This window comes from Mesorhizobium sp. ISC15 (assembly GCF_037162615.1).
Lineage (GTDB): Bacteria > Pseudomonadota > Alphaproteobacteria > Rhizobiales > Rhizobiaceae > Mesorhizobium > Mesorhizobium mediterraneum.
The window spans coordinates 3,170,666-3,182,918 of the sequence record NZ_JAVSPX010000001.1 but is presented as its reverse complement, the minus strand read 5'-3'; the positions used below and the strand labels follow the sequence as shown (position 1 = coordinate 3,182,918).

General features: G+C 61.5%; 11 protein-coding genes. 5 read left to right on the top strand and 6 right to left on the bottom strand.

The window, feature by feature from the left end; translation table 11 throughout:
• Positions 1–20: 20 nt before the first annotated feature.
• A complete protein-coding gene (locus RPG13_RS15195) occupies positions 21–1,448 on the bottom strand; it encodes a coniferyl aldehyde dehydrogenase (protein ID WP_292644899.1) in 1,428 nt (475 codons plus the stop codon).
• Between the two features lie 97 nt (positions 1,449–1,545).
• Here RPG13_RS15195 and RPG13_RS15190 point away from each other — a divergent pair, with 97 nt between their 5' ends.
• Positions 1,546–2,157, top strand: coding sequence for a TetR/AcrR family transcriptional regulator (locus tag RPG13_RS15190; protein WP_292503538.1), 612 nt, complete (start codon positions 1,546–1,548; stop codon positions 2,155–2,157).
• Positions 2,158–2,188: 31 nt separating this feature from the next.
• Here RPG13_RS15190 and RPG13_RS15185 read toward each other — a convergent pair whose 3' ends face one another.
• From RPG13_RS15185 to RPG13_RS15175, 3 genes are all read right to left on the bottom strand, one after another.
• Complete coding sequence (locus tag RPG13_RS15185; RefSeq protein ID WP_337125418.1) at positions 2,189–3,124, bottom strand: NAD(P)/FAD-dependent oxidoreductase; 936 nt, start codon at positions 3,122–3,124, stop codon at positions 2,189–2,191.
• Between the two features lie 76 nt (positions 3,125–3,200).
• On the bottom strand, positions 3,201–3,674 hold the full coding sequence (locus RPG13_RS15180) for a DUF2269 family protein (RefSeq protein ID WP_337125417.1): 474 nt from the start codon (positions 3,672–3,674) through the stop codon (positions 3,201–3,203).
• Entirely contained in the window at positions 3,674–4,960 is a 1,287-nt protein-coding gene (locus RPG13_RS15175; RefSeq protein WP_337125416.1) for an SDR family oxidoreductase, read from the bottom strand. The genes RPG13_RS15180 and RPG13_RS15175 overlap by 1 nt, the downstream gene beginning before the upstream one ends.
• Before the next feature lie 144 nt (positions 4,961–5,104).
• Between RPG13_RS15175 and RPG13_RS15170 the strand changes: the two genes are divergently transcribed.
• The gene (locus RPG13_RS15170; protein ID WP_337125415.1) at positions 5,105–5,332 is read left to right on the top strand and encodes a DUF2934 domain-containing protein; all 228 of its coding nucleotides are present in this window, start codon (positions 5,105–5,107) and stop codon (positions 5,330–5,332) included.
• Between the two features lie 220 nt (positions 5,333–5,552).
• Here the strand turns inward: RPG13_RS15170 and RPG13_RS15165 are convergent, their stop codons facing one another.
• The gene (locus RPG13_RS15165; protein ID WP_292644887.1) at positions 5,553–5,771 is read right to left on the bottom strand and encodes a hypothetical protein; all 219 of its coding nucleotides are present in this window, start codon (positions 5,769–5,771) and stop codon (positions 5,553–5,555) included.
• 126 nt (positions 5,772–5,897) lie between these two features.
• Positions 5,898–8,660 (bottom strand): type VI secretion system ATPase TssH, encoded by a 2,763-nt coding sequence (gene tssH / locus RPG13_RS15160; protein WP_337125414.1) that lies wholly within the window; start codon positions 8,658–8,660, stop codon positions 5,898–5,900.
• Positions 8,661–8,994: 334 nt separating this feature from the next.
• Here tssH and tssA point away from each other — a divergent pair, with 334 nt between their 5' ends.
• From tssA to tssC, 3 genes are read left to right on the top strand one after another with little or no spacing between them, the layout of a single operon-like run.
• Entirely contained in the window at positions 8,995–10,170 is a 1,176-nt protein-coding gene (tssA, locus tag RPG13_RS15155) for a type VI secretion system protein TssA (protein ID WP_337125413.1), read from the top strand.
• Between the two features lie 6 nt (positions 10,171–10,176).
• Complete coding sequence (tssB, locus tag RPG13_RS15150; RefSeq protein ID WP_095486433.1) at positions 10,177–10,716, top strand: type VI secretion system contractile sheath small subunit; 540 nt, start codon at positions 10,177–10,179, stop codon at positions 10,714–10,716.
• A 3-nt stretch (positions 10,717–10,719) separates the two neighbouring features.
• Positions 10,720–12,225, top strand: coding sequence for a type VI secretion system contractile sheath large subunit (gene tssC, locus RPG13_RS15145; protein WP_095486432.1), 1,506 nt, complete (start codon positions 10,720–10,722; stop codon positions 12,223–12,225).
• The last annotated feature ends 28 nt before the right edge of the window (positions 12,226–12,253 follow it).

The following is a 12,253-nucleotide window of genomic DNA, read 5'->3' as shown; positions in this document are numbered from 1 at the left end:
ATTTGATGACGGCATGCCGATCACCGGAGCATCACGTTGAGGATGGTATCGATCGGCTGTCTGAACGGGGCGTGGAGCAGGTTGGAGAGGTTCCAGCGACCCTGCTCATAGATCCCCTTGGCATGGCTGAGGGTACGGAAACCCTCGACGCCGTGGTAAGCGCCCATGCCGCTGGCCCCGACGCCGCCGAAGGGCAAGTCATCCTGGGCGATGTGCATGATCGTCCCGTTGATAGTGACGTTGCCTGAGGTTGTTCGGCTCAGCACCATGCGTCGGTCTTCATCATCGGCTCCGAAATAGTAGAGCGCGAGCGGCCGGGGCCGGACGTTCACATAGGCGATCGCTTCTTCGATGTCGCGGTAGGGAAAAATCGGCAGGATCGGGCCGAAGATCTCCTCATAAGCGATGCGCATGTCTTCTGTGACGCCGAGGACGACGGTTGGCGGCAGCGTGTTGGCGCGCACAGACGCCTCACCGGGCCGATTGCCGACCTCGATGATCCGCGCTCCCTTGGCACTAGCATCCTCGATCAGGCCCTGAAGCCGGGCGTGGTGCCGCTCGTTGATGATGGAAGTATAGTGTTCACTCGTCGGCCCGTCCGCATAGAAGGACGCCACTTTCCGCCCATACGTCCCGACAAACGAGTCTACGTCGTTTTCGTGGACGAGTGCGTAATCGGGGGCGATGCACGTTTGACCGGCGTTGAGCAGCTTACCGAAAGCAATGGACGCCGCCGCCTGGTCAAGGGAGTGGCCTTTGGCGACGATGACCGGTGATTTGCCGCCCAGCTCAAGGGTGACCGGTACAAGGTTATCGCTAGCGGCCCTCATCACCGACCGGCCCACCGCGGTGCTGCCCGTGAAGACGAGATGGTCGAAGGGCAAGGCAGAGAATGCCGCCCCTGCGGCCGCATCGCCGGTCACCATCGCGAACTGGTCCTCGGGGAAGACCTCGGCCAGCATCTTCGCGAGCAGCGAATTGGTGACGGGTGTAAACTCCGAAGGTTTCAGCATCACCCGGTTTCCGGCGGCGATGGCCGTTACGACCGGCATCAGCGCGAGGTTGATCGGATAGTTCCACGGCGACATCACGCCGACGACGCCAAGCGGCTGATATTCGATGCGGGCGTTGCCGATCCGCATGTGCAGAGCAACGTGGCGGCGGGTCGGCGCCATGAATTTGCGGAGATTGCGGATCAGATACTTCGTGCCCTCGGCGACCGCTGCAACCTCCATGATCGCCGTTTCGTGCCTCGAGCGATGCCCGAAATCGGTATTGATGGCATCTTCGATCGCTTTGCGGTGCCCGATTATCGAGGCCCTGAACTTGGCCAGATCAGCGCGTCGCTGCGCCAGCGAAGGCGCTCCGTCATGCAGGAAGGCAGCGCGCTGGGCCGCGAGGAGACTGCCCAGCCGATCAGCGTCGGTAATTTTTGCGATTGCGTTCATGGTCCACTCCGATGTAGACAGGAGAAACTTACGCCCTCGACATAGCCCCTTAAGTAGCCACTGTCAACAATGTATTCACAAGAAACTTTGAGGTACCATGCAGGATGCACCCAACCGCCCCTATCACCACGGTGATCTCCGTCGTGCGGTTATCGAGACGGCGTTGGATATGCTTCGGGAGGAGAAAGGCTGGCAGTTCACGCTGCGGGAAGTCGCCCGCCGGGCTGGCGTAAGCCACGCGGCACCCTACAAGCACTTCCCCGATAAGGCGGCGCTGCTTGCGGAGATCGCCATGATTGGGTTCGACCGGTTGCGCGCGTCCCTAGCGGCTGCGACGCCAAAGGCGGCCAAAACTCTGCCCGACGAAATTGCTCCGATAGCTCGTGCCTACGTCGCGTTCGGAACGGACAACCCGGCTCTCTACCGCCTGATGTTTAGCGCGGAGGAGGGGAAAGCGGTGGGAATGCATCTCAATGAGCGGGCGCTGGCGGTATTCGATATTCTCCTCGAAATCCTCCGGCGCGGCCAGGCCGCGGGGAGCATTCGCAAGCGGCCTATAGAAGGTCAGGCGGCAGCCGGCTGGGGGCTCATCCACGGCATGACCATGCTTGCGATCGATGGGCTCCTGGTGCCCGAGAAGGTGGGATCGGCCCCCTTGGATGCGGCCTTGAGCACGCTGGTGGAAGGGCTGGGAAACCCAGCAACATGACACTAGCCGCCTGCCATACATCTGTGCCCCTTTATTCGTACCCGAGGGCAAAATCATTGTGAGCATCGGTCGCGGCTATCGCAGCCTGGCCGAAAGCCACTGCGATCTGGTTCAAAGCCTTGACGAGGTCGCCGATGGCATACACCCCCTCGACCGAGGTCCGCTGATGCTTGTCGACGACGACGTAGCCGTCGTCGCAGCATTTGACGCCCATTGCCAGCGCGAGTTCGGAACGCACCTGGCATCCCGTCGCCGGATAGATGACGTCAAAATGGCGCACCTCGCCATCCTCGAGGAGGGCGTCGTAGCCGCTGTCGGCAGGAACAAACCTTTCGAACGCATCGCAAATGGCAATGTTTTCTTCCATCGCCACGCGCCGTGTGCTGACGGAAAAATCGGGAAGATAGCGAGCGAGCATTGTGACGTGCTGCGTATACTGCTTGAGGAACATGGCCTCTCGCAGTGCCTTCGCCTCCTCTCCGATGACAGCGATCCGGTGATCGATGACCTCGTAGCCGTCGCAAACCGGGCATAGGCGTACGCTGCCTCTGGCGATGGCCTCGCGCAGACCCGGAATTGCAGGCACAAGGTCGACGATACCCGTCGCCAGGAATATCTTGCGGGCGACGATCCGCCCTGTGTTTGTCTCGGCGCCAAACCCGCCTACGGTCGGCTCGATCGACGACACCTGACCCTGCACCAGTGTCGCTCCGTATTTGTCGGCCTGCGCACGAAGCCGGTGCAGAAGATCGGCGCCGCTGATGCCTTCCGGAAATCCCGGACAGTTGCGGCTTTCCCCAATCAGCATGGCGCGCGCCTCATTCGCGTCCACCACGACGACCCGATGGCGGAACCTGCCGAGGTAGATCGCGGCCGCCAGTCCGGCAGGTCCGCCACCAATGATGAGAACATCCGCGTCAGTCGCGGATGAGGCTGAATGTCGGCGTTTGCGTACGGCTTGATCCATCCGCGCCGAACGTATTCATTGGAAAGATGTTCCAGCGCCGAAAATCGAAACCGCACGACAGCTGCCGCGGCAAGCGCTACCAATCGATAGCCGGCCGCGCGATCATCAGCCAGAAAATCCCGAGGACGGCAGCAAAGGCGGGAAAGCCAAAGGCGAACCACAGCCAGAAAAGCCTGACATACTGAGCCGGCAGCGGGGCCCCCGCTTTGGCGGCTTCAGACGCCAGATCGCGCATCTTCATCTGCATCCATACCACCGGCAGCCAGAACACACCGGTGACGATGTAGAGCGCGATGGAAAGCACGATCCAGCCTTCGGAGAGCGGGTAACCCGCCTGCCAGGCGAGCGCCACGCCGGTTATCGGCTGCGCCACGACGGCGGTCGCCGTGAAGAGAAAATCGGCGATCACCACAATGCGCGCCACTGCCGCAATCGTTGCCGTGTTGCCGGTCCTGTGGGCGAGAAGCATGAAGAAGGCGATGCCGGCGCCGGTGCCAAGCAGCACGCTGGCTCCGATGACATGCAGGTACTTCAGCACGAAATAGAGCATCAGCGCTCCTCCAGGATCGCCAGGGCAACAAAATGAAGGACGATGATCGGCAAGACCTTCAGGAATGGCCCAAGCGGTTCGTTCCACAGGTCCGGGCGCAGGAAAGTGCCCACGATCAGATAGAACAGCGAGAGCGCAATACCAGCGTAGATGCCTTTTCGCGCCGTTGGCCGCCAGGCTATGAGTGCGCCGACGACGATGTCGGCGAGAGCGCCGGCGACCACGGTCGGCACCGCCAACATACCAGCCCCCGTGCTTTGCATGAGGCTGATGCCGTTGCCGAAGCCAGTGGTCAGCGACACAATCCCCGTCATGATCCAGAAGAAGGGCAGGACGACAAAGATCGCAGGCTTGGCAAAATAAAGCCCGGCAAACCATTTTTCCTGTACCGTTGCCGGATTGAGCGCGAGGAATTGCGCCAAGCTCTGTGGCTGTATGCCGGTCAAGGAAATCCAGTCCGAGGGATCTCCGAGCGCCCCTCGTGTGATCTCCCTGGCGGCATTGGTGCGCATTGGAGGTCGCCAGCCGAGCATCGCGGCAAGATCGCCGAGGCGGTATAGAAGCCGCGCAACCCACCCCGGCAACACAAGCCTGGCTGCCGGAGCCCAGCCGAGCCAGCGGCGGAAAGTGCCGACAATCTCGTCCATGGTCAGCTGTTGGGGACCTGCAAGTTCCAGTGCCATACGAGACGGACTGCCGGAATTGAGAAAGAAGAGGACCGTCGAGACCACATCCTCGAGTTGCACGACCTGTAGCCGGCCGGTATCTGGCATTGACGGCAGGACGGGCAGCGAGGCCAGACCGCGAAACAATGCACTGGCCCCAAACACGGGCCGGCCGAGCACCACGGAAGGGCGAAGGATTATCCAGTCCAGGTCAAGTGCCATGAGGGCTTGATCGCCGGCATATTTCGTCGCCGAGAACGACGAAGGCTGTGCCCGATCCACACCCATCGCCGAGAAGTGGATCACCTTGGCAACACCGGCCCTCGCGCAGGCGAGAAAAAGAGCCGCCGCCGCATCACGATGAACTTGCCCGGTCTTTTCGCGAGGGCTGTCCTGCAGAACGCCGGCACAGTTCACGACGGCATCGATGCCGGCCAGATGCGGCAGCCAATCTTCAGGACGGAGCGCGGTCGCCACGTCCAGCACCAATGTCTGGTAGTCGCGGGCCACATTTGCCCGAGGGCTACGGACGATGCCGATCACCTCATGCCCTTCGGAGACGAGACGGGCGCAGACCGAAGCGCCGATCAGGCCGGTAGCGCCAACAACGAGAATTCTCATCGGACCCGATCTCCGGTGCGGAGGGTATTGTTCATTCTACCCTCTAGCTTGCGAATGTTCGACGTGCCCTCTCGCGCGAGAACTGTCCGGCAGCGCGGAACAAACCATTGATCGCGGGATTAGGACAGCTTCAGGAGGCCTATCATGGACAGGGAAGAGCGTATCAGGCGGCGAGCCCATGAAATCTGGGAGCGTGAAGGCCGACCGCAAGGTCGGGAGCGCGAGCATTGGGATCAGGCCGTGCAAGAGATCGAGGCTGAGGGTTCCGAAGCAGAACGTGGCCCGGTCGTTCCCGACCCGACCGCTGGAGCCGGCTCCGATCCTGCACGGGCGACGCCAATTCCCGGAGCTGACGGCAAGCCGAAATCTTGACCGGTTGTTCGGCACGGAAAGGAAAATGCCATGCCTCGTCTCATCGCCTTGAGCGTGATCGTACTGGCGGTACTCTTCATCGTTTGGCTATGGGTCGACCAGACCGGCCGGACCAGTGACGGCACTCAACCTGCGCCCCACGCAATAGACCAAGACGGATGACGACGGTACTCCATTCCGAATAGGACCTGCTAGGTTCGCAATTAACGCGATCCTCGCCTTAGTTCGAGGGCGCCGGATCCTCACTCCTGTACTCATGAATGAGCCCAAGGATTTGCGAACGGACCAACTCGCGAGCCTCGGGCTGAACGAACGGCATCAAGAGTTCGACCCGCTCCTCGATCTTCTCGGGAAGATCCGCAGCAGGATCGATGAGGTCGTTGCCGTGCGCGTAAAGATTGTCCGTCAGCTTTTTGTCGAGGTCGGAAAAAATGCCCATTCATCTGCTCCAAACCAGCTTCTCTGCTTCAATCGATAGGCTGACGAATTGTTCCCCGGGTGGCCGGTAACAAAGCTGCTTCTCCGACCGAAATGCTGGGGCTAGAGCGACAGAAGTGCTCCTGAGCTATTCGAAGGAATAGGTGAAACCTCCTTCGGAGGCTCCGACAGTCACCTTCGTCATCTTTTCGCCCTCGAGCGACCGGTTCAGCACCCCGCGGCTTAACTCCGGTAGAAGCGTGTTCGTCAGAATGGCATCGATCATGCGGCCGCCGGATTCGATCTCGGTGCAGCGGGCCTTGACCAGGTCCATGACACCGTCACCTATCACCAACTCGGCATCGTTGCTTGAACGCAGCCGGCGGGCGATCTTGGCGAACTGATGGCGGGTGATCGCTTCGATCATCGTGTCCGAGAGCGGGTAGTAGGGGATGGTTACCACCCGGCCAAGGAAAGCCGCGGGGAAAACCTTCAACAGCGGGGAGCGTAACGCTGTGTCCAGATCGTCGAGCCCCGCCCGTACGGTGCCGCTTTTGGTCCGGTCCATGATGACTTCGGAGCCGACATTCGAAGTAAGCAGGATCAGTGTGTTTTTGAAATCGATCCGTCGGCCCTCGCTGTCGTCCATCATCCCCTTGTCGAAAACCTGGAAGAAAATCTCGTGCACGTCCGGATGCGCCTTTTCGACCTCGTCGAGCAGGATCACCGAATAAGGCTTTCGCCGGACCGCCTCGGTGAGGATGCCGCCCTTGCCGTAGCCGACATATCCGGGCGGCGCGCCCTTCAAGGTAGAGACCGTATGCGCCTCCTGGAACTCGGACATATTGATCGAGATGAGGTTCTGCTCGCCGCCGTAGAGCGTCTCGGCCAGGGCCAGCGCGGTCTCGGTCTTGCCAACGCCCGATGGACCGCAGAGCAGAAAGACCCCCACTGGTTTTTCGGGCGCGCCGAGCCCGGCGCGGCTGGTCTGCACGCGCTTGGCAATCATTTCCATGGCGTGATCTTGACCGACCACGCGCTCGGCCAAGGTCACGGCGAGCCGCAGCGCCTTTTCGGTCTGGCTCGACAGCATCCTGCCAGTGGGAATGCCAGTCCAGTCCTGGACCACGGCAGCCACAGCGTTGCGGTCGACTGACGGCAGGATTAGCGGCGTCTCACCCTGCGCTTCGGCCAGTTCGGCCATCAGTTCCCGCAGCCGCGCGAGATCGGCAGCTGGATCGGGTGGAGAAGGACCGGCAGTGGCCGTTGCATCCGCATCGCTTTCGGGCGTTTCGGTTTCAGGCGTTTCGATCTCAAGCGCATTCGCACTTGCTGTTTCGACCGCCTCCGGAGTCTCCACCGCATCGAGCGGCACACCCTCGCCGCGCAGCCTGGCGCGCAATTCGAGTATCTCGCCAACCAGCGCCTTTTCCCGATCCCAGCGCTCCTGCGCGGCAGCAAGCGTGAGTTCGGTCTCGGCAAGCCCCGCTTCGACCCGAGCCTGCCGGTCGGCTACGCCAATTCCGATCGCTGCCTCGCGGCCGATGATGCCGCGCTCGACCTCCAGCGCTTGGCGGCGGCGCATAATGTCCTCCACCTCGGCAGGGGTGGCGTGCTGCGAAATGGCGACACGGGCGCAGGCGGTGTCGAGAAGGCTCACGGCCTTGTCGGGCAGTTGCCGCGCCGGGATGTAGCGGTGGGACAGGCTGACCGCCGCCTCGATCGCCTCGTCGAGGATCTGCACCTTGTGATGCTGCTCGAGGACACCGGCTACACCACGCAGCATGAGAACAGCCACCGCTTCCGACGGCTCATCTATCTTGACGACCTGGAAGCGACGAGTGAGCGCAGGGTCCTTCTCGATGTGCTGCTTGTATTCGGCCCAGGTCGTTGCTGCGATCGTGCGAAGCTCACCGCGCGCCAGCGCCGGCTTCAGCAGATTGGCCGCATCACCGGTCCCTGCCGCGCCCCCCGCGCCGATCAAGGTGTGAGCTTCGTCAATGAAGAGGATGACCGGCGTCTCTGAGGATTGGACCTCGTCGATGACCGCCTTCAGCCGTTTTTCGAATTCACCCTTTACGCTTGCGCCCGCCTGCATCAGGCCGACGTCGAGCATGCGTACGCTGACACCCTGCAGCGTCGGCGGCACGTCGCCCTCGGCAATGCGCAAGGCAAAGCCCTCGACGACCGCAGTTTTGCCGACCCCGGCCTCGCCGGTCAGGATCGGGTTGTTTTGCCGGCGTCGCATCAGGATATCGACAATCTGCCTGATCTCGGGATCGCGCCCGACGACCGGATCGATCTTGCCGTCGCGGGCACGCTGGGTCAGGTCGGTCGCATATTTCGCCAGCGCTGAATCGCCGCCCGGAGCCCGCCGCGGTGTTTCGGCGGCGGGAACCGCAGTCGAGGCGCCAGCTTCGAGAGAACCCTCCATGACATCTGCGAACCGCGCGATGACGGCCTGCGCATCGATCTTGTCGAATTCGCCGCTGATCTTTGATAGCAGCCCTTCCAGCACCGGCGTCTTCAGGCAGGCGAGCAGGATATGCGCACTGCGCACTTCCTCGACGCTGAATTCCAGCCCCGCCAGGCTCCAGGCTTCCTGGATGGCGTGAAAGATATGATCGGAAAATTCCTCGATCGAAGTGGCGCCATAAGGCAGCTTGTCGACGGCGCGGGTCATATCGGCCGTGAGCCGGCTCGCATCCACCCCGGCGTCGGCCAGTATCAGTCGCACATCAGAGCGCTCGGAAAGCACCAGTTGTTCGACGAAGTGAACGAGCTCGACGTAAGGATTGCCGCGCAGCTTGGCGGTGTCGGCCGCAGCCTTGAAGGCGCGCAAACAGACGGGGTTGAGCTTGCCGACCAGTTCCTTGCGTTTAAAGCTCTGCGACGACCGGCGCTGTTCCATCGAACTTGCTCCTGCGATCTGCCAGTCAATAACCTGCCACATAAGCAGCAACTTGACAAAGCGCGTTATCGACGGGGCGACTGGGTGTTCGATTCAGTGGACTTCTTCCGTCCCAGCAACACCCACGCCATCGGCTACAAACAGCCATGGAATGCCCACTTCTTTGCGATGCATTGACATAAACGGTTCGATAACTGCGCCACCGATTTCGGACTCCGGGGCCTGGCTTGCAAGCTCCCATTAAGTTTGAGCAGCAACTAAATTGTGGTAAAGTGACGCAGTGTGATAACGTTGGTTACGCATGGGTCTCAGGGGCCGCTTGCTGGGGGTTGGTGTGATTGATCTCGCACTCTGGCTGAATCCGCTGGACGGTGAAAATCCGTCAGGGGAGGATTTGCGCAACGATCCAGCCTTTCATGAGCTGGAGCGTCTCACCGAGCCCCAGGTCAAGGTCGTCCACGGCGGGCACAACAAGCCCTCGGCGGAGAGCACCGTTCCGGTCGACTGGCCTGCCGTCCTCGACAAGGCGGAGGAATTGCGTGCGCGTGGCCGGGATTTGCGCCTGCTTGTCATTGTCACACGCGCGCTGGCCAATGAGCAGGGGCTCGCCGGGCTCGCGCATGGTCTGATCCTTATTGCGCGGACCTTGGATCAGCATTGGGAAACCATGCATCCGGCCCTGCGGCCAAATGCTTCACCACGTGACGCCGCCTTGCGTCGTATCAACGCGCTGCTCGACCTCCAGAATGGCCAGGACGGGTTGTTGGCGGACGTGCGGCAAATGACGTTCTTTGCCCCGCGCACTATCGGACCGATCAGCGGACACGATCTGGAACAAGGCGCGCTCGACGAACGTGTCATGCTTCTGGAAGCGGCTTCAGGATTGAATGCGGCCGAAAAGGCAACGCTGGTCAGCGCGCATGGTCAACTTCTGAACCGGGTGCATAGTGGATGCGCGGCACAGGCCGATCAAGCCAATGCGGAGATGATGGCGCTCATCGCCGACGCCCAAGCGGCGATCACGGCTCTTGATGCGGTCGAGACGGCTCTCAACGCTCGTCTAGAGGGCGGCGGCGCCGCTGTCCCCGAATTGAAACGGTTTCTGCAGCGTTTGCTGTCGACCCTCGAACGGAACTCGGTAATCGAGGCTGCGACGAACGGCGCGGCGAAGCCGGCCCCCACGACAGCAGATCCCGAAATGCCTGCTCGAAACGGTCACGGAGCCGATCCTATGGCAAGTATGGCAGGTTACGTGGAACCGAGCACCGGGCTCCCTGATCGGATTTCCTCACGCGACGACGTCGTGAAATGCCTCGACCTCGTCGTCGCCTTCTACGACCGCACCGAACCGTCGAGCCCGATCCCGCACCTCGCCCGCCGCGTGCGCCGGATGGTGCATATGGATTTTGTTGAACTGATGGAAGATCTCGCCCCGTCGGGACTGAAGGAATTCCGGCTTCTTGCCGGCGTTCCCGATGCCAAGAAGACGGCCCAGAAGGATGAAAGGTAACGAGCCATGGCAGCCGAAAGCAAAGCGAAGGTCATCGAACGGAATCGCGCACCGCGCGTGCAGATCGCCTATGACGTGGAAACCTACGGCAGCCCGACGACGATCGAATTGCCGTTCGTCATGGGCGTGATGGCCGACCTTTCCGGCGCTTCACAGACCAGGGAAGCGATGAAGTCGGTACTGGACCGCTCCTTTGTCGAGACCGACGCGAACCGCTTCCCCCGTTTCATGGAGGCGCTCGGACCGCGCGTCAAAGCCCGGGTGAAGAACACGCTGCCGCAGGCAGAGGGTGCCGAGCGCGACGAGGAACTGGCCCTTGATCTCACCTTCACCAAGATGGGCGATTTCGCCCCGGACAAGATTGCCGAGCAGGTTCCGCAATTGGCCGAAATCCTCAAGATGCGTCGTCAGCTCGAGGAACTGCTTGGCTTCATGGATGGCCGTGTCGACGCCGAAAAGCGCATCGCGCAACTTCTGAACAACGAGCCGCTGCTCGGCAAGATCGCCAACCAGGCATTATCCGACGACGATAAGGTTGAGGAGTAAGTCATGGCCGAACAGCAAAAGACCGCAGCCGTCACCGCCGAGGCGGAAGCCATCGACCTCGGAGAATTCAGCGGGCTCCTCGAGAAGGATTTCAAGGTCAAGAAGGACGACAGCGAGAAGCTGCAGCAACTCGTCCGCAATCTCGCGCTGGCGGCGCAGTCCCGTTCCGACACCACGACCATCTCGTCCAACGCGATCAAGTCGATCAAGTCGCTGATCGCAGGCATCGACAAGATGCTGACGACGCAGGTCAACGAGATCCTGCACGCGCCGGAAGTGCGCGAAATGGAAGGTACATGGCGCGGCCTGTGGTATCTCGTCAACAACACCGAAACGGATCAGAAACTGAAGATCCGGGTGATGAACATTTCCAAAGAGCAGCTCGCCGACACGCTGGAAGACTATGAAGGCCAGATGTGGGATCAAAGCCCGATCTTCAAGAAGGTCTACACGGACGAGTATTCGATGCTGGGCGGCGAGCCGATCGGCTGCCTGGTCGGCGCCTACGAATTCTCGAACCATCCGCGCGACGTCGGCCTGCTGCGCAATATGTCGGGTGTCTGCGCCTCCGCGCATACGCCGTTCATTGCCGCCGCTTCGCCGCGCCTGTTCCGCATGGACAGCTGGCAGGAACTGCCGAACCCGCAGGACCTGCAGATGATCGTATCGAACCCGGCCTATGCCTCGTGGCAATCGCTGCGCGAGAGCGAGGACGCGCGCTATATCGGCCTCACCATGCCGCGCGTGCTGGCCCGGCTGCCCTACGGCACCGACACCGTTCCGGTGAAGGGCTTCACCTTCGAGGAGGAGGTGGAGGGCGATCACAACAAATATGTCTGGATGAATGCCGCCTTCCCGATGGGCGTCAACATCAACCGCAGCCACAAGCTCTACGGCTGGGGCACACAGATCCGCGGCGTCGAGAACGGCGGCACGGTGCTCAACCTGCCGGTGCACAGCTTCCCGACCGATGACGGATCGATCGCGATGAAATGCCCGACGGAGGTCGCCATCGACGACCGGCGCGAGGCGGAACTCGCCAAGCTCGGCCTGATGCCCATCCTGCACCGGAAGAACACGGATCTCGCGGCGTTCATCGGCGCGCATTCGTTGCAAGACGACGAGACACGTGCCGGGCGGCTGGTCGATCCCGACGCACAGTCAAACGAGCGGCTAAGCGCCAACCTGCCCTATCTTTTCCCGGTTTCGCGCTTTGCGCATTACCTCAAGGCCATTGCGCGCGACAAGATAGGGTCGTTCAAGGAGCGGTCGGACATGCAGATCTGGTTGACCGAGTGGATCAACCGATACGTGTTGGCCAACCCGGCCTTTGCCGACGACAAGGCGCGCGCCAAGCGCCCGCTCGCTGCCGCGGAGGTCCAGGTGGACAGCGTGGAGGGGAGGCCGGGCTACTACAATGCTCGCTTCTATCTGCGCCCGCATTACCAGCTGGAGGGCATCAACGCGTCGCTCCGGCTGGTGTCGGAACTACCGTCCGTAAAGTCTTAATTTGCAGCAACATCATCTGTTTTGTTTG